Source organism: Amycolatopsis sp. NPDC051061, assembly GCF_040682935.1.
Lineage (GTDB): Bacteria > Actinomycetota > Actinomycetes > Mycobacteriales > Pseudonocardiaceae > Amycolatopsis.
Map to the genome: position 1 here is coordinate 1 of NZ_JBFBBZ010000080.1, position 22,486 is coordinate 22,486.

At 71.9% G+C, this 22,486-nt stretch carries 26 protein-coding genes and 1 tRNA gene; 14 read left to right on the forward strand and 13 right to left on the reverse strand.

All coding sequences use genetic code 11. The features are described 5' to 3' along the window. Window positions 1-98: 98 nt before the first annotated feature. Window positions 99-584: a dihydrofolate reductase family protein gene (locus AB0N03_RS49175; RefSeq protein WP_364387886.1), complete on the forward strand. Its 486-nt coding sequence runs from the start codon at window positions 99-101 to the stop codon at window positions 582-584. A 140-nt stretch (window positions 585-724) separates the two neighbouring features. Here the strand turns inward: AB0N03_RS49175 and AB0N03_RS49180 are convergent, their stop codons facing one another. After that, window positions 725-1,000 (reverse strand): hypothetical protein, encoded by a 276-nt coding sequence (locus AB0N03_RS49180; protein ID WP_364387888.1) that lies wholly within the window; start codon window positions 998-1,000, stop codon window positions 725-727. Window positions 1,001-1,161: 161 nt separating this feature from the next. Here AB0N03_RS49180 and AB0N03_RS49185 point away from each other — a divergent pair. Then, window positions 1,162-1,235: transfer RNA gene (locus tag AB0N03_RS49185), tRNA-Ile, on the forward strand. A 138-nt stretch (window positions 1,236-1,373) separates the two neighbouring features. Here the strand turns inward: AB0N03_RS49185 and AB0N03_RS49190 are convergent. The 3 genes from AB0N03_RS49190 to AB0N03_RS49200 form a co-directional block, all read right to left on the reverse strand. Further along, on the reverse strand, window positions 1,374-1,973 hold the full coding sequence (locus tag AB0N03_RS49190; protein ID WP_364387945.1) for a dihydrofolate reductase family protein: 600 nt from the start codon (window positions 1,971-1,973) through the stop codon (window positions 1,374-1,376). Then, entirely contained in the window at window positions 1,970-2,761 is a 792-nt protein-coding gene (locus AB0N03_RS49195) for a metalloregulator ArsR/SmtB family transcription factor (protein ID WP_364387947.1), read from the reverse strand. Before AB0N03_RS49195 ends, AB0N03_RS49190 begins: the two co-directional genes overlap by 4 nt. Window positions 2,762-2,823: 62 nt before the next feature. Continuing rightward, window positions 2,824-3,795 (reverse strand): hypothetical protein, encoded by a 972-nt coding sequence (locus tag AB0N03_RS49200; RefSeq protein WP_364387890.1) that lies wholly within the window; start codon window positions 3,793-3,795, stop codon window positions 2,824-2,826. A 178-nt stretch (window positions 3,796-3,973) separates the two neighbouring features. Here AB0N03_RS49200 and AB0N03_RS49205 point away from each other — a divergent pair, with 178 nt between their 5' ends. After that, complete coding sequence (locus AB0N03_RS49205; protein WP_364387892.1) at window positions 3,974-4,981, forward strand: hypothetical protein; 1,008 nt, start codon at window positions 3,974-3,976, stop codon at window positions 4,979-4,981. Window positions 4,982-5,015: 34 nt separating this feature from the next. Here AB0N03_RS49205 and AB0N03_RS49210 read toward each other — a convergent pair whose 3' ends face one another. Then, entirely contained in the window at window positions 5,016-5,285 is a 270-nt protein-coding gene (locus tag AB0N03_RS49210) for a hypothetical protein (protein ID WP_364387894.1), read from the reverse strand. Window positions 5,286-5,347: 62 nt separating this feature from the next. Next, window positions 5,348-5,863, reverse strand: coding sequence for a hypothetical protein (locus AB0N03_RS49215; RefSeq protein WP_364387896.1), 516 nt, complete (start codon window positions 5,861-5,863; stop codon window positions 5,348-5,350). 207 nt (window positions 5,864-6,070) lie between these two features. On the opposite strand from AB0N03_RS49215, the gene AB0N03_RS49220 reads away from it, so the two are divergent. Then, a complete protein-coding gene (locus AB0N03_RS49220; protein WP_364387898.1) occupies window positions 6,071-6,352 on the forward strand; it encodes an isoamylase in 282 nt (93 codons plus the stop codon). 251 nt (window positions 6,353-6,603) lie between these two features. On the opposite strand, the gene AB0N03_RS49225 is transcribed toward AB0N03_RS49220, so the two are convergent. Then, complete coding sequence (locus AB0N03_RS49225) at window positions 6,604-7,335, reverse strand: substrate-binding domain-containing protein (RefSeq protein WP_364387900.1); 732 nt, start codon at window positions 7,333-7,335, stop codon at window positions 6,604-6,606. A gap of 42 nt (window positions 7,336-7,377) precedes the next feature. Between AB0N03_RS49225 and AB0N03_RS49230 the strand changes: the two genes are divergently transcribed. Beyond that, window positions 7,378-7,749: a DUF5997 family protein gene (locus AB0N03_RS49230; protein ID WP_364387902.1), complete on the forward strand. Its 372-nt coding sequence runs from the start codon at window positions 7,378-7,380 to the stop codon at window positions 7,747-7,749. Then, window positions 7,746-8,951, forward strand: coding sequence for an aminotransferase class V-fold PLP-dependent enzyme (locus AB0N03_RS49235; protein ID WP_364387949.1), 1,206 nt, complete (start codon window positions 7,746-7,748; stop codon window positions 8,949-8,951). Before AB0N03_RS49230 ends, AB0N03_RS49235 begins: the two co-directional genes overlap by 4 nt. Before the next feature lie 29 nt (window positions 8,952-8,980). Here the strand turns inward: AB0N03_RS49235 and AB0N03_RS49240 are convergent, their stop codons facing one another. From AB0N03_RS49240 to AB0N03_RS49255, 4 genes are read right to left on the reverse strand one after another with little or no spacing between them, the layout of a single operon-like run. Next, on the reverse strand, window positions 8,981-9,607 hold the full coding sequence (locus AB0N03_RS49240; RefSeq protein ID WP_364387904.1) for a TetR family transcriptional regulator: 627 nt from the start codon (window positions 9,605-9,607) through the stop codon (window positions 8,981-8,983). Between the two features lies 1 nt (window position 9,608). Continuing rightward, a complete protein-coding gene (locus AB0N03_RS49245; protein ID WP_364387906.1) occupies window positions 9,609-10,499 on the reverse strand; it encodes an NAD(P)/FAD-dependent oxidoreductase in 891 nt (296 codons plus the stop codon). Continuing rightward, on the reverse strand, window positions 10,496-10,684 hold the full coding sequence (locus tag AB0N03_RS49250; RefSeq protein WP_364387908.1) for a ferredoxin: 189 nt from the start codon (window positions 10,682-10,684) through the stop codon (window positions 10,496-10,498). The genes AB0N03_RS49245 and AB0N03_RS49250 overlap by 4 nt, the downstream gene beginning before the upstream one ends. After that, complete coding sequence (locus AB0N03_RS49255) at window positions 10,684-12,078, reverse strand: fatty acid desaturase (RefSeq protein WP_364387910.1); 1,395 nt, start codon at window positions 12,076-12,078, stop codon at window positions 10,684-10,686. Before AB0N03_RS49255 ends, AB0N03_RS49250 begins: the two co-directional genes overlap by 1 nt. 120 nt (window positions 12,079-12,198) lie before the next feature. Here AB0N03_RS49255 and AB0N03_RS49260 point away from each other — a divergent pair, with 120 nt between their 5' ends. From AB0N03_RS49260 to AB0N03_RS49295, 8 genes are all read left to right on the forward strand, one after another. Continuing rightward, complete coding sequence (locus tag AB0N03_RS49260) at window positions 12,199-12,480, forward strand: PASTA domain-containing protein (RefSeq protein WP_364387912.1); 282 nt, start codon at window positions 12,199-12,201, stop codon at window positions 12,478-12,480. Between the two features lie 495 nt (window positions 12,481-12,975). Beyond that, window positions 12,976-15,399: a nitrate- and nitrite sensing domain-containing protein gene (locus AB0N03_RS49265; protein ID WP_364387914.1), complete on the forward strand. Its 2,424-nt coding sequence runs from the start codon at window positions 12,976-12,978 to the stop codon at window positions 15,397-15,399. Between the two features lie 52 nt (window positions 15,400-15,451). After that, entirely contained in the window at window positions 15,452-15,877 is a 426-nt protein-coding gene (locus tag AB0N03_RS49270) for a roadblock/LC7 domain-containing protein (RefSeq protein WP_364387916.1), read from the forward strand. Continuing rightward, window positions 15,874-16,245 (forward strand): DUF742 domain-containing protein, encoded by a 372-nt coding sequence (locus AB0N03_RS49275; protein ID WP_364387918.1) that lies wholly within the window; start codon window positions 15,874-15,876, stop codon window positions 16,243-16,245. The genes AB0N03_RS49270 and AB0N03_RS49275 overlap by 4 nt, the downstream gene beginning before the upstream one ends. A gap of 16 nt (window positions 16,246-16,261) precedes the next feature. Next, window positions 16,262-16,816, forward strand: a complete 555-nt coding sequence (locus AB0N03_RS49280; protein WP_364387920.1) for an ATP/GTP-binding protein — start codon at window positions 16,262-16,264, stop codon at window positions 16,814-16,816. Window positions 16,817-16,990: 174 nt separating this feature from the next. Next, complete coding sequence (locus AB0N03_RS49285; RefSeq protein ID WP_364387922.1) at window positions 16,991-18,070, forward strand: hypothetical protein; 1,080 nt, start codon at window positions 16,991-16,993, stop codon at window positions 18,068-18,070. Window positions 18,071-18,118: 48 nt separating this feature from the next. Continuing rightward, on the forward strand, window positions 18,119-18,748 hold the full coding sequence (locus tag AB0N03_RS49290) for a hypothetical protein (RefSeq protein WP_364387924.1): 630 nt from the start codon (window positions 18,119-18,121) through the stop codon (window positions 18,746-18,748). Then, the gene (locus tag AB0N03_RS49295; RefSeq protein ID WP_364387926.1) at window positions 18,745-19,557 is read left to right on the forward strand and encodes a hypothetical protein; all 813 of its coding nucleotides are present in this window, start codon (window positions 18,745-18,747) and stop codon (window positions 19,555-19,557) included. Before AB0N03_RS49290 ends, AB0N03_RS49295 begins: the two co-directional genes overlap by 4 nt. 91 nt (window positions 19,558-19,648) lie before the next feature. Here AB0N03_RS49295 and AB0N03_RS49300 read toward each other — a convergent pair whose 3' ends face one another. Continuing rightward, complete coding sequence (locus tag AB0N03_RS49300; protein WP_364387928.1) at window positions 19,649-21,928, reverse strand: LuxR C-terminal-related transcriptional regulator; 2,280 nt, start codon at window positions 21,926-21,928, stop codon at window positions 19,649-19,651. Between the two features lie 84 nt (window positions 21,929-22,012). Beyond that, a complete protein-coding gene (locus AB0N03_RS49305) occupies window positions 22,013-22,468 on the reverse strand; it encodes a hypothetical protein (RefSeq protein ID WP_364387930.1) in 456 nt (151 codons plus the stop codon). Window positions 22,469-22,486 lie beyond the last annotated feature (18 nt).

The window sequence follows — 22,486 nt, forward strand, 5'->3', positions numbered from 1 at the left end:
GGAGCGGCCAGCACGGTCCAGCACGCCCACACCCCACAGCAAGATCAACAAACCTAAAGCAAGATCACCCGAATTCACATCGGTGGATTCAAGTCACGATGTCCCTCGACGGCTTCGTCGCCGGCCCCGCCGACGACATGACGTGGCTCGCCGGGCTGCACGCCGGCCCGAACCCGGTCGTCGAGCGGCTGCTCGCCGGGCTCGGCGCGGTGGTGATGGGGCACAACACGTACGCGCCGGCCACGACGGCGGAGGGCAAGGTGTACGGCGGCCAGTGGGAGGGCCCGATCTTCGTGGTGACCCGCTCCGCCGAGCCGGCACCGGGGTTCACGCTGGTCGACGACCTGGGCAAGGCGGTGCGCGCGGCGGCCGGGGACGGGTACGTCGCGGTGCTGGGGGCCACGACGGCCCGGCGCTGCCTGGAAGCCGGGCTGCTGGACGAGGTCCTGGTGCACGTGGCGCCGATCCTGCTCGGCGACGGCGTCCGGCTGTTCGACCACCCGGGCGGCACGCGGGTGCGGCTGGAGCCGGTGGAGCTGAGCAGTTCCGGGCCGATCGGCAATTTCTGGTACCGGGTGGCCTGAGGGCGCACTGTCCACTGTGTACGGCGTAACAACGCCGGGCGGCCGAGTCGGTTCACGACGCGGATTGCCGTTCGCCGGGACCGCCGTTCACCGTGCCTACGACTCCGGCCGATCCGGGCGCCTGAGCGGAATCCGCACCCTCACCGCGGCCGGGGCGACGGCTTCCGCAGTTCTTCGGCGAAAATCGCGTCCACGCGCCGGTTCGCGCGGCGCAGGACCCGCGCCGCCACGCGGATCACGTAGCCCACCGCGAACGCGAACAACAGCCCCAGGCCGATGGCCGCGAGGTTCGCCACGAGCGCCTCCCGGTACTGGTGCGCCAGGTAGCCCAGGCCCGCCCCGGCGGTGAGTGCGTCCAGCAGCGCCAACCGGAGCGCGTACGGGCCGTGCGGGGCGGCTCGCGGTGCCGTGACCATCGCTCACCTTCCCGCCGTCCGTTCAGCGGTGACGCCCTTGCAACCTAGACGAGGCTGCGCCGGTCGGTGGCCACTTCAACCTGTTTGGCCTACCGGATCTGCCCGGATGGCCGCTGTGATAACTTGAGGCGAACTGAGTCTTCTGTGCGAACGCAAATCCGGGGGCGGTAGCTCAGTTGGTTAGAGCAGGGGACTCATAATCCCTTGGCCGCGGGTTCGAGCCCCGCCCGCCCCACCCGAGACGGGGATTGCTGTTCGCAATCCCTCCGGGATTGCTCCCGGTGTCCGCAGTATCTACCCGGGGGACAACCCCCGGACCCCCGGCACGTGGTGGTCCCGCTTCGTGGTTCGCCTACGCTGTCCACAATGGACTTCAGTGCGCGCGGTCGTAGACCAGCGCCGTCTCCCCCAGTTCACCCGTTTCCTGGTGGGCGACCCGCCACTTCGAGGCCGGCAGGCCGTCGTCGAACAGCCGCGGCCCGCCGCCCGCTATCTCGGGACAGACCATCAAGTACAGCCGGTCGACCAGGTCCGCCGCCAGCAGTGCCTTGATGATGCTCGCGCTGCTGTTGACCAGGATGTCACCCGATCCGGTGGTCTTCAGGTCCGCGATGACCTTCGCGGCCGGGGCGTTCACCACGCGGGCGCGTTCCCACGGCGCCTCGGTCAACGTCGTCGAGAAGACCACCTTTTCGGCGTCCACCAGCCACTTCGCGTAGCCGCGGTCGCGCGGGTCGGCGTGCTCGTCCGCCGCGACGGTCGGCCAGTACCCCAGGAAACCTTCGGCGTTGAGCCGGCCGAGCACCGCCGTCGTCGCGTTCTCCCAGATGCGCGCCAGGTACCGCCGCGCGACGTCGGTCGTCGCGTACGAAACGATCGCGCCCATGTCGCCGGGCCCGCCGGGACCGTGGTAGCGCCCGTCGAGCGTCAAGCTCAGGTTCGCGGTGACCCGGCGATCGGTCATGGTGGTCAGCCCTTTCCCGGCAGCAGCACTTCGGTGAGGTGGTCGAGCACCTGGTCCCAGCCGGTTTCGATGCCGGCGATGGCGGGGACGGCCTCGACCGTCGTCGCGGTGATGCGCAGCCCGAGCCGCAACCGGGTGCCGCCGGGCACCGGCGCGAGCTCGAGGTCGTAGTGGCCGGTGAAGGACCCCTCGCCCGTCACCGCGAGGTCGAACGCGAGCCGCCCGGGCTCCGCCGCCCGGCGGACCCACCCTTCGGAGTGGTATTCGCCGTCGGCGTCGCGGTACGCGAGCACCGCGCGCCCGCCGGACCGCGGCTCGAGGAGGCACTCGGTGACCGTCATCGACGGCGGAACCCACCACGACGCCAGCAGCCCCGGTTCGGTCCAGTGCCGCCAGACGACCTCGCGCGGCACGGCCAGCAAGCGCTCGAACGCGAACTCGCGCCCGTCCGCCCACCGGTCGCCGTCCGCGGCCGCGGTATCCGCTTCGACGGCCGCGCGGTACCGCGCCACCGCGTTCCGCTCGCCTTCGTGCGCTTCGGTCGCCTTCGCCAGTTCCGCCAACCGGCCCGCGAAAGCCGCCAGCGGCTCGGCCTCGAGGGCGTAGACGCGACGCTGCCCGAGCGGGAACACGGTGACGAGCCCGGCGCGGGCGAGGCTCTGGAGGTGTTTGGTGGTCTGCGGCTGCCGCAGCCCGGTCCGCTCGGCCAGCTCCCCGACCGACCGGGGACGCTCGGCGAGAAGCTCGACGATGCGCCACCGCGCCGCGTCCCCCAGTGCTGCCGCGATCCCGTCCATAGCGGAAGTGTTCACGAGCTAAAGTATTCACAGTTAAGAATATTCATGTCAAGGAATGTGACTCAGGGAAGTTCTTGAGGCACCCAGCGCAACCCGTACGCGTAGCCCAGCTGCGGCGCGGCGAACTCCTGCGCCACCTCGCACGCACCGTCGAGGGGCAGCGCCGGGCCCGGCTTGGCCGGGTCGGCGAGCACGGACGGCGGGACCCGGTCCAGCCGCCACACCGTCCACGGCAGCCGGTGGGGGTCGAACCGGACCCGCACGGTGAACGACTCGCACGTCACCAGCGGCACGAACACGTACGACGGCCGGATGGGCAAGCCGTCCCGGATCCGGATCACCAGCGCGTAGGTGTGGGTGTCCCCGCGCGCCAAGGGCCGCGGGAGGTCGAGCAGCCAGCGGAAGTGCCGCTGCCCCACCCGCTTGGCGTCGGTGATCCGGACGCCGTGCTGGGCGTCGGCGGCCACCAGCCGCTCGCCGTCGCCGCCGTCCTCGACGCGGGGCACGGTGAACTGCGCGGAGATCCGGCTCAGCCCGTCTCGGGTCGCCACGATCTGCCGTTCCTCGATCAGCTCCGGCCCGGCGGTGTCCAGCCGCACGAGGGCCCGCAGCCGCTTGACGAACCAGCCCTGGTCGGGGTCGTCGGGCACGCCGTCGCCGGGACGCAGGCCGGCCTCGATCTCGGCGGCCAGGCGCGCGAACGCCCGGTCGATCCGCCGCCGGGCCGTGCGTTCGGAGACCCGCAGGCGGTCGGCGAGGATCCCGACCCGGTCGGACAGCAGCGCGTGCTGCGCGCCGGGCGCGATGCCCAGCGCGACGTTGACCGCCAGCCGGTCGTCGGCCGGGAATTCCGCGATCGCGGCGGAAACGGCGTCGCGCAGAACGCGCCGCGCTTCGCGGTCGTTCGTCGTCCGGTGGATTTCGCACCAGCCGGAAACGAGCGGCCCGAGCCGGTCGCGCAGCCGTTCGGTTTCCAATCCCCAACCGCGGCGCAAAGTGGTGAGCTCGCGGAGCAACCCGTCCTCGTGTGCCATGGGATTTCGATTGTGGCACGCGGACTTCCGCGCGATCGGGCGTGCGGGCTGCGCCGATCAGGTGATTCCCGGATGGCCAGCGCGTGGCCAGTTCCGGCGTGATTCGGCCAGTCCCCGGCCTTTTCCCGTTCCCCGGCTGACCGACCATTTTCCCGTCGACGACATCGGGGAGGACGAGTTGCTCGACACCACCACGCACGCGCCCATCGGGCCGGCGGACGTCGCCGGTGTCCGCCGGCTGGCCCGCGACGGCCGGCTCGCGGGCTCCGCTTCGGCCGCCCTGCCCGGCGCCCTCGCCCGCCTGCGCGGCGCGGTCTACACCGTCGCCTGGCCGCTGGTCTTCGCCCGGATCACCAAGCCGCTGGAGCGGCAGCGCCGGCACCCGGACTGCACCCGCGGGCTCGAATGGCTGCGACCCGACTGCCTCGACCGCTTCCACGACGACGTCGAAGCCGTCGTGGAGCACGCGTTGCGGCGGGCGACGGACCCGATCGACAACTTCGACGGCTGGCTGGCGACCCGGCTGAGCCCGGCGACGGTCGACGCGCACCGGCGGCGGCGCGGCGAGATCGGCGCCCTGCAACGGCCTCGCCTGCCGGCCTGGCTGGGTGAAGCCCTCGGCGGCGACCCGTGGCTGTGCGACCTCGCCGTCCAGATCCTCGTGTGGGCCGGGGTGCCGACGACCGCGGGCGCCGAGCTGTGGCCGCTGGACGGCTGGGCCGCGCGCCGCGCCGAGGTCACCGGGGCGCCGCCGGCCGGCCGCGACACGCTCGACCGCGAGGTGCGGACGGTCCTGGCCGCCATGCGCACCCGGCCGAAGTGGCACGCCGCGCACGTCGAGCGTCCGCTCGGGCACAAGCGGGCCCCGGTCGCGCCGATGCCGGCGGACGGCGCGGCCGAACCCGCCCCGCTGCAACTGGTCGGCCCGGACGAGGCCGACGACGCGCGCCTCATCGACCTGGCCGACCTGGCGCTGCGCGCGATCGAAAAGCGCCTGGACCGCGGCCACGAGCCCGCGATGGCGGTCTCCGCCGTGGTCCGGTGCGTGTTCGGGACCGACGACGAGGTGCTCGACCGCTTGCCGCACAACGGATTCACGCGCGAGGACTGGCTGGCCACCGCACTCGCCGACGAAGCTCGGCTCGACCGGATCGTGACGACGGTCCTGGCCGTCCTCGGCCGCTGAGCGCGGCCGCGCGCAGCGAACGGCCGGCCGTTCGTCACCGGCCCGGCTTCCGGCAGCCGTCTTCGGCCGATAGCCGCGACTCCGCGTCGAGGACATCGCGACCAGCTCCGGGGGCCACGCCACGGCAGCCGCCCTCGGCCGCCGAACGCAACCGCGCGTCCAGGACGTCGAACAGCGCCTCCGGCGGGCAGCCCATGGCGCGCGCCCGGGTGCCGGCGGACACCAGCTCCGCCAGCAGCACGGCGCGTACGGCCCCGCGGGTCGCGTGCGGGAGTCTCCTGGGCGGGACAGCTGATGCGGCCACCCCGGCCTCCTTTCGCCCGGCGCCGGGTTCGGCCGGCCCAGCCTTTCCCTGACGGACGGCGGTCAGCGCCACCACGACGGCGGCGGCACCGGCAGCCGCAGCGGGCAGCCGGTGTTGCGGCCCGCCCAGCAATCGGCGAGCCACCGGGCCAGCGCGACCGGCCCGAGCAGGCTGTCCTCCCACACCGGGGTCAGCTCGCCGGCCCGGCGCAGCACGGTTTCGGCCGTGGCGCAGAAGGAGATGATCGCGGCGACGGCGGCGTCGGCCCGTTCCAGGGACCAGGCGACGGCGGCCCCGGGCAGCCGGGCCGGGATGGCCAGGCCGGTACCGACGGTGCAGTTGCGCGCCAGCTGGACGGCGAGGTCGAACTCGACCGCTTCGGCGTGGCGCTGCCGGGCCCGCCAGCGGGGCGAAGCCGTGGCGGCGTACAGCCCCGCGAGCCGGGCGGCGACCAGCCCGTCCCACACCGTCAGGAGCACCCCTCGGGTGTCGGCCGGGTGAGCACCGGCGAGATCGAGGGTGACGGCGCTGAGCCAGGCACAAGGGTCCTTGACTTGACGATCGGCGGCGACGGTCACGGCAGTCAGTTTTGCACCTGAACGCACGTCCGGCAGCAAGATGATCATGGTTCGCGGCAGGACCACCCGGTCGGTGGCGAACCGTTGAGCGGCTGGTTAATTCCTTTGGGCACTGCAAGTGACCGAACAGTTACGGTTGTGTCATCATGTCGTCGCTCAGTGCCGAGCGCGCCCCCCTCGTTCCTCTCTCCGAAAGGCCACCGAAGCGTGATCAAGACCAGCAAGAACCGGGCCGGCACCCAGCGGGTGACGTTCAGCCTCCCGGCCGGGGCGCCCCCCGGACGCGTGAGCGTGGTGGGGTCGTTCAACGACTGGACGCCCGGCCGCCACCACCTCATGACGCGTTCCAACGGCCGCCGGTCGGCGTCGGTGGACGTGACGCCGGGGACGGTCCTCCAGTTCCGCTACCTCGGCGAGGACGGCTTGTGGTTCGACGACCCCGACCTGCCGGACCGGGTGGACGGCAACTGCGTGTACTCGACGAACTGAGGTCCCGGGACTCCGGACGCGGCGGCTGGCCCCAGACGTCATGAAAGGGTCGTTCACGACGCTGGACGACAGGAAAGAGTCGTTCATGACGTCGCCAACCCCCGTCAAACGTCGCGAATGACTCATTCGCGACCTCGGGCGCCCCCAATGACCCATTCGCGACACCCGACCCCACGCGCGGCCGCGACTATGCCGGAGTCCTGTCGCCTGACGAGGTGAACGAGTCGTTCACGGCATCAGGGCCGACGGGTTCAGGACTTCCGCCGCGGCTTCCCGCGCTTCGGAGCTCCCCCGCCGCCTCGCCGCGCCGGCTTGCCGGCCGACTTCGCCGCCGGCTTCCGCTCCGGCCGCTTCTTCTCCGCCGGAGCCGGAGCCGGAGCCGGAGCCGGCTGCCGTCCGCGCGTGCTGTTGACCGTGCGCCCGCGCACGATGCCGATGAACGTCTCCATCAGGTCCGTCGTCTCGTCCTCGAGCCACGACAGCGCCACGCTCGACTGCGGTGCGTCCACCACCGTCCGGTAGGTCAGGTCGCGGCGGTGGTGCAGGCGCGCCAGGGACTGCGGGACCACCAGCACCCCGACCCCGGCCGCCACCAGCTCGATCGCGTCCGCCGTCGTCTCCGGGCGGGACGAAGCCGCACGGCCCGGCAGCGAAGTCCACTCGATCGTGTCATCCAGCGGCTGCAGGACGACCTCGTCCGCCAAGTCCGCTGTGGACACTTCGTCCGCCGCCGCGATCAGGTGGTCCTTGGCGACCACGACCACCGTCGTCTCGGTGTAGAGCGGGATCGCGTGCAGGCCCTCGCGGTCGATCGGGGACCGCAGCAGCGCCGCGTCCGCGCCCCGCGCGCGGAGCAGGTCCGTCGCATCCGCCGCGGCGACCGGGACCAGCTCCAGCGGGACGCCCGGCTGCCGCTCGCCCCACGTCCGCACCCACTTGGCGGGAGTCGCACCCGGGACGTACGCGAGACGGAACGAGGTCACCGGGTCAGGCTACCGGGCGGGGCGCTGGCTACCCTGGACGGCATGACGTCGCACAAGACCGCCCAGACGATGAAGCCCGCGACGGCGGCGAAGAAGCTGGGTGTGTACCTCGAAGCCACGCCCCCGGAATTCCAGGAGGGCGTCGTCTCGCGCGACGAGCTGAACGCGCTGCAGGCCGACCCGCCCGAGTGGCTGCGCGAGCTGCGCCGCACCGGCCCGCACCCGCGGCCGGTCGTCGCGGCGAAGCTGGGCATCTCCATCGGCGGCCTCAGCCGCGGCGGGATCACCGAGGCGCTCACCACCGAGCAGATCGACGCGCTGAAGACGGAGAACCCCGACTGGCTGGTGCGCGAGCGCGCCACCCAGGCCGAGGTGCGCAAGGAAACCGTGCGGGTCAAGGAGAAGGAGCACTGACCACGCTCGAAGAGGCGAAGCGCCTCGACGCCGGAGACGAGCTCGCCGCCTTCCGCGACCGGTTCGTCCCGATCACCGACCCCGGCGTCGTCGCCTACCTCGACGGGAACTCGCTGGGGCGTCCCCTGCGCGCCACCGCCGAACGCCTGCAGGAGCTCGTCGCCGATCAGTGGGGCGCCCGGCTGATCCGCTCCTGGGAAGAACGCTGGCTCGCCCTGCCCGAGCGGATCGGCGACGAGCTGGGCCGCGTCGCGCTCGGCGCCGCCCCCGGCCAGACCATCGTCGCCGACTCGACGTCCGTGTGCCTCTACAAGACGCTCCGGGCGGCGGCCGCGCTCCGGCCGGGGCGCGACGAGATCGTCACCGACTCCGCCAACTTCCCCACCGACCGGTTCCTCGTCGAGAGCGTCGCCGCCGAACTCGGCCACACGGTGCGGTGGATCGAAGCCGGCGACGTCCGCCTCGACGACGTCGCGGCCGTCACCGGGGCACGGACCGCGGCCGTGGTCCTGTCCCATGTGGACTACCGCTCCGCCGCGATCGCCGACCTCGCCGGGATCACGCGGCTGGTGCACGACCGCGGTGCCCTCACCGTCTGGGACCTCTGCCACAGCGTCGGCTCGATCCCGGTCGAGCTGGACGCCGGTGGCGCCGACTTCGCCGTCGGCTGCACCTACAAGTTCCTCCACGCGGGGCCCGGCGCGCCCGCCTTCCTCTACGTGAACTCGCGCCACCACGCGGAGTTCGGGCAGCCGATCACCGGCTGGATGGGCGCGGCCGACACGTTCGGCATGGCCGAGCACTACGTGCCCGCGCCCGGCATCCGCCGCGCGCTGTCCGGGACTCCGCCGGTGCTCGGCATGGTGGGGGTCCAGGAAGGCGTCGCGCTGCTGGCCGAGGCCGGGATCGAGCGCGTGCGGGCCAAGGCTGTCGCGCTGGGCCGCTGGGTGCTCGACCTCGCCGACGAGTGGCTCGTCCCGCTCGGCTTCACGGTGGCCTCGCCGCGCGAGGACGCCCGCCGCGGCGGGCACGTCACCCTGCGGCACCCGGACGCCGAACGGCTCTCCCGGGTGCTCATCGAGCACGGCGTGCTGATCGACTTCCGCCGTCCCGACGGCATCCGCGTCGGGCTGAGCCCGCTCACCACCGGTTTCACCGAGGTCCGGGCCGCGCTGGACCGCATCCGCGAGCTCGCTGCCTGACCCACGGGAATAGCCCGACCTGCGATGGGTCAGCGGTGCCGCAGGGGCGGGGTCGCGTCCACGCCGAGGACGCGCGCCGCCACCCACGCCAGCGCGTCGGCGGTGCGGGCCGGGGTGTCCGAGGGCTGCATGACGTGGCTGAGCACCGTGCGGACGACGATGTCGATCACGACGCCGACCTGCTCTTCGGTGAGCGGCGGGTGGTAGGCCGCCACGCGCACGGTGAGCATCGCCTTCGCCTGTGTCAGGAGCGTGCCCGCCTCGGTGGTCAGCAGCGGGAGCAGCTCGGGCGCGGTGCCGTGCGTGGCGGAGGCGATCGCCCGCAGCAGGATGTTGTCGTCGGCCAGCTCGAGGACCGCGCGGACGGCGTCGTACATCGCCTCGACCAGGTCGCTCTCGTGCCGGTCGAAGGCGGCGACGACGACCGAGAGGAACCGGTCGAGCTCGTGCGCGACCATCGCCTCGGCCAGCGCGGCCTTGGAGCCGATCTCGTTGTAGACGGTCTGGCGGCTCACGCCGACGACCTCGGCCAGCCGGGCCATCGTGACCGCCGGCCAGCCGGACCGCGCGGTCAGCTCGATCGCCGCGGTGATGATCGGCCGCCGGTGCTGGCCGCCCTCGGGCGGGGCCGGGAGTGCGGCGCTCATGATCGCCATTCTAGGCCGCGCCCGCGAAGGCTGGCGCTTCCTCCATCCATGCCCACGCCGCCCGCGCGGCGACGCGGCGGCGGTACTTCATGATCTCGCGCGGGCGGTCGACGGTCAGCGCGCCGACGATCCGGTCGCCGCGGCGGTACAGCGTCGTGCCGCCCGCGGACACGCCCGGCGGTCCGGCGGACAGCGTCGCGTCGCACACCACGCTGCGGTCGCGCTCGTGCAGGGTCAGCCCGCTGCCTTCGAGCCAGCCGGTGGCCGGTGCCGCGCCGATGCCGGCGACCACGAGGTCCGCCGGCAGGACCTCGCCGGTGGACAGCCGGACGCCGTCGTCCGCGACGCCGGTGACTTCGGTGGCGAGCCGCAGCTCGGTGCCGGCCGCGTGGTGCAGCCCGGCCAGCTCCGCCCCGGCCGCTTCGCCGACCGCGCGGGCGAGCGGGACGGCCGCCGCCTCCACGATCGTCACCGGCAGGCCGCGCTTGCGCGCCGCCGACGCGACTTCCGAGCCGATGAACCCGGCGCCGACCACGACCGTTCGCGCGCCGTCGTCCAGCGCGGCGCGCACCGCGACGGCGTCTTCGGCGGTGCGCAGCGTGCGCGCTCCGGGGAGGCCGCGCGCGGTCGCGCCGGTGGCGATGACCACGGCGTCGTAACTCACGACTCTGCCCGCGACAGTCACTTCGCGCGCGTCGGCGTCGAGACGCTCGGCCGGCGCGCCCAGCACGAGTTCGACGCCGAGTTCGTCCCGCAGCACGGTTTCCGGGTGGAACGGCCGGTCGTACGGCAGGTGCTCCTCGGCGCCGATGAGCACGATCCGGCCGCGGTACCCGGTGCGGCGCGCGGACTCCACGGCGCGCAGCCCCGCCAGGGAGGCGCCCACGACGACGAGAGTCACCGCAGCTTCAAGGCCAGCACGGGACAGGAGTCGACCGCCGCGGCGACGTCGGTCCGGTGCTCCTCGCCGGGGCGTTCGTCGAGCACGACGACCGTGCCGTCGTCGCCCACCTCGAAGAAGTCCGGCGCCATCGCCTCGCACATGCCCAGGCCGTCGCACTTGCCCCGGTCCGCTTCGATCCGCATCACGCACCCACCCGGCCCGGCGCGACGAAGTCGACCTTCTCGCGCACGCCGCAGTCCGGGCAGCACCACGAGTCCGGGATCACCGGCCACGGCGTGCCGGCCGGGAAACCCTCGCGCGGATCGCCGAGCTTCTCGTCGTAGACGTACCCGCAGCCCGGGCACATCCCGCCCTCGGTGGCGTCGCCGTGGGTGTCGGCCGCCTCCGGGGTGCCGGCCGTGACGCGGGTGCCGTACCGCGCGAGCAGCTTGTCCCGCTTCGACGGCTGGAGGTTCGCGCGGGTGAGATCGCCGTCGAAGTGAGCGAGCACGCGCGGGTCCATCACCCGGCGCCACACCGGCGGGATCAGCGCGAGCACGATCATCCCGGCGTACCCGGTGGGCAGCACCGGCGACTCGGCGAAGTCGCGCAGCGTCTGGTAGCGCCGCGTCGGGTTGGCGTGGTGGTCGCTGTGCCGCTGCAGGTGGTAGAGCAGGACGTTCGTGGCGATATTGTCGGAGTTCCAGCTGTGGCTGGGATCCACGCGCTCGTAGCGGCGCTTTCCCGGCGCGCCGACGCGCTGCCGCAGCATGCCGTAGTGCTCCATGTAGTTGACGACCTCCAGCAGCGAGAACCCGACCACGGCCTGGATCACCAGGTACGGCAGGATTTCCACGCCGAGCCACGCGATCATCGCGCCCCAGAGGACCGCCGACATCAGCCAGGCGTTGAGGACGTCGTTGCCGAGGCGGTACGGGTGCTTGTCCCGGCGGGCGTAGCGCTTGCGCTCCAGGCGCCATGCCGACTTCAGCGAGCCGAAGACCGTGCGCGGCCAGAAGCGGTAGAAACTTTCGCCGAAGCGGCTGCTGGCCGGGTCTTTCGGCGTCGCCACGCGGACGTGGTGACCGCGGTTGTGCTCGATGTAGAAGTGGCCGTAGAAGCTCTGTGCCAGCGCGATCTTCGACAGCCAGCGCTCGTGGCTCTCCTTCTTGTGCCCCAGTTCGTGCGCGGTGTTGATGCCGATCCCGCCGACGCAGCCGATCGACACCGCGAGCCCGATCTTGTCGGCGACGCCCAGGCCGCCGTGGGCGACCAGCCAGAACGCGGCGGCGAAGCCGAGGTACTGCACGGGCAGGAACGCGAAGGTGATCCAACGGTAGTAGCGGTCCTTCTCGAGCTGCTCGAGAACGTCGTCGGGCGGGTTGCTGCGGTCGAGCCCGGCGAGCAGGTCGACCAGCGGCACGATCACGAGGATCACGACGGGCCCGATCCAGAACCACCCGCTCCAGCCGGTGGCCGCGTGCAGGCCGATGGCGAGGAACGCCAGGGACGGCACGACCAGGCCGATGAGCCACAGGTAGCGCTTGCGGTCGCGCCACCGCTCGGTCGACCCCGCGGGGATCGTCGCTCCGCTCATCACACCCTCCTCCGTTGGCTGGGTTTACGGAACGATAGAGGATGTACAGATCGATTGACAATAGCTCGTTCGATGTAAAGCCTTGCGCTGCTCGCTACCCTGGGAAGCGGGTGAAGAGCAGTGTCGGACGTGATCGTGCCGAACTTCCGGGGGCGTCAGGCCCTCGACGCGTGGCTGTCCGGCCACGACGCGGGCTTGCTGCTGCAGGGCCCCGATCCGGATGGTCCGCACCCGCTGATGAACGGTCTCGTGGTGGCCCAGCTGCCGGCGGCGGGGGCGCGGGTGTCCCGATGGGCGACGGTGACGGTGTGGATCGCGGGCGGCGGGGATCCGAGCGGAGTGCGCGAACCGCGGCGGCCGTTGCCGGAGATGCGAGAGGATGTCGGATTCGTTGACCCGTGAGCCGTTTCGCGGCAGGGGCAGGATTTCCGGCCTCCGCCACTCTTCGTGACGAAGATCATCTTCTGTCTCCGCCGTGACGCAGCGTCGCCCGCGACCGCGTCCGGAGGCCCTCCAGGGCATCCGCCGTGCTCCTTGTTTCCCGCCCCGCGAACGCCTCGGCGCGCCGGACCGGGCGAATTCACTTTCACCCGTTCGGCCTAGCGTGCAAGAGCCGGAAATAGCGCCCGCGCCCGTTACCAGAGGAAATGGGAGTAACCACCCGGACGCACTCGGTACACGCCGTTCGCCCTTCGCCGGACAACCGTCCGCCGACCGGGCCAGGACCACCGCCGTTCAGTGGTTCGTGGTAAAAAACGGACCCTGATCGATTCCGCGGCAACACGGAGGGTGAGGCGAAGACGGGTGACGGCGGCAGCTGTGTCCCATCGTCGTGTCCGCTTCCTCGTCCGGGTCCCCGTTTTTCGCCGACCGTCACTCAGGAGTTCGTGAACCGCCGTGCAGAACAAAGACGCTCAGGACGAGTCGGACAAGCCGTACGACAAGTCGATCCGCAAAAGGCTGACCAGGACCGTCCTCATTCCCAGCGTGACCCTGCTGGTGCTGTGGATCGCGGTCTCCTCCTACTTCCTCTTCAACGGCGTTTACGTCCGGCTGGTCGCGGCGTCGGTGCGCGAGGTGTCCATCCCCGCCGCCACCGCGCTGGCCGAGTTCCAGAAGGAACGCCAGACCGCCCTGCAGTACCTCGACGACCCGGCGCTCGGCCCGGGCCGGCTCCAGGTGCAGCAGAAGGCCACCGACGAAAAGCTCGGCGCGCTGCAGGACGCGTTCGCCGCGACGATCTCCAACGCGCCGGACGAGATCGCGGCCAAGGTCAACGCGCTGAAGGCGCAGTTCGACCAGCTGCCCGTGCTGCGCTCGCAGATCAGCTTCCGCAGCATCGATCGCGCGCAGGTCAACAACTACTACAACGGCGTGATGGACGCGGCGTCGAACCTCTTCGACACCCAGGCCCGCGTCGTGCCCGACGCCGAAGCGGCGACCGGCGGCATCACCGCGACCTCGGTGTTCCGCGCCGGTGACGGCATGTCGCGCGAGACGTCGCTGGTGTCGACGGCCTTCTCGGCCGGCACCTTCGCGCCCGACGACTTCGCCCAGTTCGCGCAGCTGTCCGGGACCTACCGGACGCAGCTGGCGCAGATCGAGCCGTTCCTCGATCCCGGCGTCCGCACCAAGTACCAGGCGCTGACCAAGAGCGCCGCCTGGCAGCAGCTGGCCACCGCCGAGGTGGCGATCGTCAAGCACGGCCCGTGGGCGCCCGGCGACCAGAACTCCGTGCCGGTGTCCGAAACGGACTGGCAGAACGCGACGACCCAGGTCGCCCAGTCCCTCAACGACCTCGCCATCACCCAGGCGGACAGGGTCTCCGCGGCCGCCATCGACTCCGGTGACGCCCAGCTGCGCAACGTGATCATCGGCAGCATCCTGGCGCTGCTCGCGTCGCTGGCGGCGATCATCGTCGCGGTGCGGGTGTCCCGCTCGCTCGTCGACCGCGCCCTGATGACGCGCCTGGCGCGGCTACGCAACGACTCCCTCGACCTCGCCCGCAACCGGCTGCCGGACATCGTGGCGCGGCTGAAGAACGGCGAAGCCGTCGACCTGAAGGAAGAGCTCCCGCAGCTCGACCACGGCCGCGACGAGATCGGCCAGGTGGCCGAGGCCTTCAACACCGCCCAGCTGACCGCCGTCAACGCCGCGGCGAGCGAAGCGAAAGCACGCAGCGGCGTGCACAACGTGTTCCTCGGCATCGCGCACCGCAACCAGGTCCTGGTCCACCAGCAGCTGCAGATCCTCGACGAGATGGAAGCCCGCGAGGACAACTCGACGCAGCTCGCGTCGCTGTTCCAGCTCGACCACCTCGCCGCCCGCGCGCGCCGCACCACCGAGAACCTGATCATCCTCGGTGGCAAGCAGCCGGGCCGCCGCTGGCGCAAGCCCGTGGCGCTGATGGAGGTCCTGCGCGCGGCCGTCTCGGAAACCGAGCAGTACGCGCGGGTCCAGGTCGAGCAGGTCCCCGACGTCGCGATCGTCGGCGCCGCGGTGGCCGACGCGATCCACCTCGTCGCCGAACTGGTCGACAACGCGACGTCGTTCTCGCCGCCCGGGTCGCCGGTCGAGGTCACCAGCCGCGCGGTCGCGCGCGGGATCGTCGTCGACGTGTCCGACCAGGGGCTCGGCATGAAGGACGGCGTCCGCGACTGGGCGAACTCGATGATGGCGGAGGCCCCCGAGTTCGACGCGATGGCCCTGCGGGCCGACTCCAGCCTCGGCCTCTTCGTGGTCGCGCGCCTGGCGGCGAAGCTCGGCATGATCGTCACCTTCGACCCGTCCCGTTACGGCGGCCTCCGGGCCACCGTGCTGATCCCGTCCCAGCACCTGGCCGGCCAGCAGGAGAACCTCCCCGCCGAGCCCGGTGCCTCCCCGGCGGAGACCACCGCGGTCCTCGCCCCGGTGGGCGCACCCGCGCCGCAGGCAGCAGAAAGCTCACTCGGTTCCATGGACACACCCAGCTCGTTCACCGGTCAGATCCCGATGAAGCGAGAAGCCAAGCCGAGGCCGTACCCGGCGCGCGCGCTCACCCCGCCCGACCCGCTGCCCTCCGTGCCGGCCGCACCGGCACCACCGGCGGCCGCGGAACCGGCTCCGGCGCCCGCCGGCGGAACGGCCGCGAAGCCACCGACGACCGACGACCGGCCGCGGCTGCCCCGGCGCGAACCCCAGCAGAACCTCGTCGCCCAGCTCGAAACCGAACCCGACGACAGCGACGTCGTCGTCGCGCCCGGAGAGGGGACTGCGCGCACGCTCGCGGCGTTCCACAAGGGCACGCGCCGGGGCCGGGGCGGGCCGGACGACGATGCGTAGTCCGCGACAGCACACACGAAAGTCCACAGAGGAAAGTCAAGGTCTCTGACGCATGAACGAGTACGGGAACCCCAAACCCGATCTCAACTGGCTGCTCGACGACGTGGTCCACCGCGTGGTCGGCGCGCAGAACGCCATCGTGCTGTCCGCCGACGGGCTGCTGATCGGCAAGTCGGCCGGCATGAGCAAGGACGACTCCGACCAGCTGTCGGCCATCGCCTCCAGCCTGCAGAGCCTGGCCAAGGGGGTGAGCAAGCAGTTCAACCGCGGCCCGGTGCTGCAGAACATGATCGAGATGGAGCGCGGCTACCTGTTCGTCTCGGCGGCCGGGCAAGGCGCGTGCCTCGCCGTGCTGGCGGCGGACAGCGTCGACGTCGAGATGATCGCCTACGAGATGAGCCGGCTGGTCAAGCGAGTCGGGGACTACATGGCGTCCGCGCCGCGCGAAGCGGCGAACGTCCTACGGGAGGCCACATGAGCACCGATGAAGGCTGGTACGACGAGGCCGCCGGGCCGCTGGTCCGGCCGTACACGATCACCAGCGGCCGGACACCGTCCGACGCGTCGCGGCTCGACCTGTCCACGCAGGTGATGACCCTGCGCTCGGAGCAGGAGCCGGTCGGGCTGGGCCCGGAGCACAACGCGATCGTGCAGCTGTGCCGCCACCCGGTTTCGATCGCCGAGATCGCCGTGTACGTGAAGATCCCGCTGGGGGTCGTGCGCGTGCTCGTCGGCGACCTGATCGAACGCGGCCTCGTGATCACGCGCTCCCCCACCCACAACCCGGCCCAGGCGCCGGACCTCGAAACTCTCCAGGCGGTTCTCGATGGCCTCATCAAGTACTGACGGGACCGGGGCCGACATGGTCCCCACGCCGGTCAAGATCATCGTCGCGGGCGGCTTCGGCGCCGGCAAGACCACCATGGTCGGCTCGGTCAGCGAGATCCCGCCGCTGACCACCGAGGAGGTGCTCACCGAGGCGAGCGCCGGGGTGGACGACCTGTCCGGCGTGGAGCGCAAGACCACGACGACGGTCGCGCTCGACTTCGGCCGGATCACGATCTCGCCGCGGCACGTGCTGTACCTGTTCGGGACGCCGGGCCAGGCGCGTTTCTGGTTCATGTGGGACGACCTCGCCCGCGGGGCGATCGGGACGATCGTGCTCGTCGACACCCGGCGCCTGGAGACCAGCTTCGCGGCCATCGACTTCTTCGAGCGCCGGAAGATCCCGTTCGTCGTCGCGGTGAACTGCTTCGACAACGCTCCGCGCTACACCGCCGACGAGGTCCGCGAGGCCCTCGTCGTCCCGGATCGGGTGCCGATCGTCATGTGTGACGCGCGTGACAGGGACTCGAGCAAGCTCGCGCTGATCCGGCTCGTCAAGCACGCGATGACGGTGGTGCCGGTGCGGGTCTGAGACCTGCGCTTTGTCCGCTCGGTGTCCACCCGGTGTCCGGACCGGACAACGCCGGTGTCCGAGGTGTCCGAGCGTGTCCACCTCGGACACCGGCAAACCCACATGGCGCAATTGGTTGGACCACCCGGGTGCAGCTTTTTAGTTGAGCAAGCATCAAACTGATAGCATCCGCACGTGACGATTCACGTGCCGAGGTTTCCTGAATATACAAGGGAAAACTACCCGGCACAGGGTCGTCTCTTCGGTGACTTCCTGTGCGGGCTTTGGTCCACCGCCTGTGAAGCGCTCGAGGTTCCGGTCGAGCAGTCGGTCCGGGCCACGCGGATGCTGCGCGCCCTGCTGCCGCCGTGGGCGCACGAACGGATCGGCGTCACCCCGGCTCAGCCGTCCTATGTGGCGACGGACGGGTTCCCCGCCGAGATGTCGGTGAACTGGTCCGGGGGGCACCCGGAGCTGCGAGTGCTGTTCGACAGCCTCGGCCACGACGTCGGTCCACCCGCGGAGAGCGGTTTTCGCAGGCTGCACGGGGTGCCCGAGATCTTCACGCCGCGCGGGGGCCGTCCGTCGCCCGCTCCCCTGTGGCACTCCATCGCCTGGCGTCCGCCGTCGAGGATCGTCCACAAGACCTACTTCGGGCTCTACCCGTGGCCGCACGCCCAGCGCGAAACGGCCGTGGCCGAAGCCATGGCCCTGCTCGGCATGGCGGACGCGTGGGACACCACCCGGCGTGAGGTCGAAACCATCGAGGGCAGCCGGGAAATCGAGTTCTTCGCGGTGGACCTGGCCGACGAGGCCGAGTCCAGGGTCAAGGTCTACTACCGCAACCACGGCGCCGGCCTGGCCGAGGTGAACCGCGTCGCCTCGGTCGCTCTCCGCCACGACGCCGTCGACGCGCGCGCCGCGTACCGGATCCTGGCCGGTGACCGGGAAGACGCCGGTGAAGCGGCCTTGAGCTGCCTCGCGTTCCGGTCCGGACCGGACCGGGCGGCCGAGTCCACGACGTACCTGCGCCTGCCCGATCTCGCTGCCAGTGACGAAGAAGCCGTCGAGCGCACCGCGGCGTTGCTGCACCGCGAAGGCGTCGACCCGGGACGGTTCCGCCTCCTCACCGCCGCGCTGGCGCCCGGGCCGCTGTCCGGGACGGACATCCTCGAGCTGGTGAGCTACCGCACAGCGGGCCGGCGCGGCGACGTCACCACGTACTTCCGGTTTCCCGTGTACGACCACTCCCGCACGTCCGTCGATCTTGCTTAGCGTCCCCGGAAAGATGATCTCCCGCAGCACCACGGTAAGGAGCCGATCGTGACCCAGCAGGACGTCGAGCGCGTCGCGCGCCACAACGAGCAGCGGCAACGGGAGTACGAAGCGTCGGACCTGATCCGGCTGCTGACCGACGCGAGCACCACCGACGAGACGAAGAAGGCGGTGCTCACGTACCTGCAGCCGTGGTCGAACGCCTTCCAGCGGATGATCAGCGCCCGGGTCACCTTCGAGAGCGACCCGGAGCTGCGGGCGCTCGCCCTGGAGCACCAGGAGGAGGAGATCGGGCACGACAAGATCCTGGCCCGCAGCCGCGCGGGCGACCGGCAGCTGGTCTGGGACCCGGTGATCGAAGCGGGCGCGTCGTGGTTCGTCGACCAGTTCGCGGTCCTGCCCGGCGTGCAGCGCGCGGTGCTGGCGCACCTGGCCCTCGAAGCCGGCAGCCTGGTGTTCAGCCAGGCGGGCACGCGGGCGTTCCCCGACGACGAATACTTCGACCTGCACGACGAAGCCGACGTCGAGCACCTCGAGATGGGCTACGAACTGTTGCGCCGCCGCGGTGACTGGACGGTGGACGGCGTCGTCGAGGTGCTCGACCGGGCGTGGCAGGTGATCGGCGTCGTCTCCGATCGCATCGCCGAGCGCGCCCGCCGCGCTACGGTGGCGGCATGATCTCCACCGACCCGGCGTCGGCCGCTCGCGAAATCGCCGCCGAAGCCGCCCGCGCGTACCAGGAAGCCTTGGGAGAGCGCCTGATCGGCGCGTACCTGCTGGGCAGCCTGTCCTACGGCGGCTACGCGCCGGCGGCGAGCGACATCGACCTGGCGCTCGTCCTGACCGGCGCCGACGGCTCCTCGATCGCGGACACGACGGCGTCGCTGCAGGAGCGGAGTCCGTTGCACCGCAAGCTGTCGGTGTTCTGGGCGTCGCTGCCGGCGTTGCGCGAGGGCCGCGACGACGGCCGCTTCCCGGCGCTGGACCGCCTGCAGCTGGCCGACCACGGCCGCGTCCTGCTCGGCTCGGACGTCCTCGCGGAGATCGCCCGCCCGGCGGCTTCGGAGCTGCTGCTGGAGAGCGCTTCTTTCGCCATCGCTGTCCTGGCGACGCCCGAGGTGACGGCGGAGTTCCACGAGCCGCGCCGGCTGCTCGTGGACACGGTGTGGTTCACGAAGGCGGTGCTGTTCCCGGTCCGCTTCCGGTACTCCGCAACGCTCCCGACGGGCCGCGCGGCGAACAACGACGAGGCGATCGAGTGGTACCTGTCCCAGCCGGACGCCCCGGCGGGTTCGCTGGTCCGGTTGGCCTTGCGGGTCCGGGAGGGACACCCGCTGGACGCGGACGAGCTGCGCCCGGAACTGGCGGCGGGACTGGTTCCGCTGTACCGGTACTACATCGAGGACCAGCTGCGGCGGTTGAAGGAGATCGAGGCGCCCGCGGATCTGGTGGCGGCGTTCGCCGACTGGGACGAACGGCTCGGCTAGCACCGCCGGCGGGTGGCCGGGACGTCATGAACGAGTCGTTCACCGCGTCCGACGACATGAACGACCCTTTCATGACGTCCGGGCCACCGCGCTAGCGCTGGGAAACCTGCGCCGCCCAGGCGGCCACCTGGCTCCGTGAGCCGAACTCCAGCTTGCGCAGGATCCGGTTCACGTGCCCCTCGGCCGTCCGGCGGGAGATGACCAGCTTGTCCGCGATCTCCTGGTTCGACCGGCCGTCCGCGATCAGCAGCGCCACCTCGTGCTCGCGGTCCGTCAGCGGTGTCGGCCGCGACGGGCCGGGAACGGGTGAAGGCGCCGTATCCCCCAGCGCGTAGGCGATCGCCTCCTCCAAGCCGAACTCGCGCCCCCGGCGGAAAGCCGCGTCGAACGGGCCCTCCCCCAGCCCCTTGCGCGCCCGCGTCTCGCACTCTCCGTGCGGGGCGCCGAAATACCGGGACCCGAACATCGGGAACCCGACCGTCTGCCAGATCGGCTGGGCGGACCCGAGCATCGTCGCCGCCGCTTCCCAGCCGCCGCGGGCCGCTTCGTTCCAGGCCAGGACTTCGATCGCCAGCACGATGCCCAGCAGGTCGTGGAACTTCCGCTTGACGCGCAGGCAGTGCTGCCCGTGCTCGGCCGCCCGGGCGAAGTCGCCGCGGCCCAGGGCGACCAAGGCCTGGACGAAGATCGCGTACGCCTGCGCCCACTGCTCGCCGTGGGCGACGCCGGTCGCGCACGCCTCTTCGCACAGCTCGCCCGCGCGGTCGAGGTCGCCCAGGAAGATCGACGCCACCGCCAGCTCGATGCCGGCCAGCATCACGTTGCTGTTGAGCTCGCCGAGCTGCCGGTAGCGGGCCTGCGCCTCCTCGAAGAGCGCCTTCGCGTCGCCGACGTCGTCGCCGACCAGCAGGTTGCAGCCGATCCGGTGCGTCGCGTACGCCAGCGCCACGTCGTCGCCGGCCTGCCGGGCGTACGCGCGGCATTCCTCCAGCATCGCGATCGCGCCGGCGTTGTCCCCCTGCAACGTCGCGACGTACCCGTTGACCCACAACGCTTTCGCCCGCGAAGCACCCGGCTCGGGGGACAGCGCCAGCGCGCGGTCGAGCCAGTGGCGGCCTTCGCCGAACACCCCGCAGCCCGCCCAGTAGAACCAGAGCGTCGAGGCGAGCCGGAGGCCGGTCTCGAGCTCGCCCGGCACCGTCAGGCTGTAGTCCAGCGCCGCCCGCAGGTTCGCGTGCTCCAGGCGGGTCCGGCGGAAGGTCTCCGCCTGCGCCGGGCCGAACCACTCGCGTTCGCTGCGCACCGCCAGGTCGAGGTAGTGGTCCCGCATCGACCGCAGGACGACGTCCGCTTCCCCGGACTCGGTCAGCTTGGCGCGGCCGAACTGCCGCAGCGGCTCCAGCAACCGGAACCGCCCGGCTTCGCGAAGCAGCACCGACTTTTCGACCAGCCCGGCGAGCCCGGCCCGGACGTCCTCACCGGCGCAGACGCGCTCGGCCGCCGCCCGGTCGAAGCCGCCGGTGAACACCGACGCGCGGGCCCAGAGGTGCCGTTCGGCCGGGCCGCACAGCGCGAAGCTCCAGCCGATGGCGGCCTGCAGCGTCTGGTGCCGGGGCTCACCGCCCCGCTTCACCGTGCCGGGCAGGCGGAAGCAATCGGCCAGCCCGGCCTCCAGTTCGGCCAGCGTCAGCACCCGCAGCCGGACGGCCGCCAGCTCGATCGCCAGCGGGATGCCGGCCAGCAGCCGGCACACCTGCGCCACGCGCTCCTGGTTCTCCGCGGTGACCGCGAACCCCGGGTCGACGGCGGCCGCGCGTTCGGCGAACAACGTCAGCGCCGGGTAGCGCAACCACGCTCCGCCCGGCAGCGGACGGCCCGCCTCGGGCAACGGCAGCGGGGACACCGGCCAGATGTGCTCGGCGGCCAGCGCGAGCCGCTCCCGGCTGGTCGCGAGCAGGCGCAGCCCGGGCGCGGCCCGCAGCAGGTCGTGCGCGAGCGCGGCGCAGGCGTCGAGGACGTGCTCGCAGTTGTCCAGGACCAGCAGCAGCCGCCGGTCCCGCAGGTGCTCGGCCAGGACGGCCTTCGGCGCCCGGCCGGTTTCGTCGTGGACGCCCAGCGCCTCCAGCACGGTGTGCGCGACCAGCGCCGGGTCCTGCAGCCCGGCGAGCTCGACCAGCCAGACGCCGTCGCGGAACGCCCGGGACAGCCCGGCGGCGGTCTGCACGGCCAGCCGCGTCTTGCCGACCCCGCCCACCCCGGTCAGGGTGACCAGCCGGGCCCGCGTCAGCAGGCACTTGACCTCGGCCACCTCGGACCTGCGTCCCACGAAGCTCGTGGTCTCCGCGGGCAGGTTGCCCTTCTCGCCCCTCACGCCGGACTTCCCCACCCGTGCACCGTAAGGACGTCCGAGCGGGCCGGTCAATGCGGGCCCCTCGGAGGAAGCAACCGCGGCGGCTCAGGCGTCGGGGAGGCCGTACAGCGTGGGCGTGTCGCCGCCGTGCATCGCCGAGAGGCTCGTCCGGCAGGCCTGCCGGACCTCGCGGTTGGCCGCCGAGCCGGCCTGGCCGCAGCGCGGGCAGTACAGGTGCACCGCGCCGGGTGCGGTCTCGTCGACGGCGACGTCGATGGGGCACTCGCAGCGGCGGCACCACCGGTGGCCGGTGACGACGAGGACGTGCAGCGGGTCGCCCACGCACTGGTGGGCCCAGCACCGGTGGACGTAGCAGGTGCTGCGGGTGTGCGGGTTGAGGCCGTGCTCTTCCGCGGTGTCCTCGGCGGCCAGGATGGCGGCCAGCCGCCGGTCGTCGAGGTCGGCGTAGCGGTCACGCGGCCCCGAGGGGGCCGGTCGCGGCTCCGGGACGTTCGCGGGGGAAACGACCCGGAGGAGGGGACGCGACCGGCCGTGCACCATGGTTTTTCCGACCTCCTG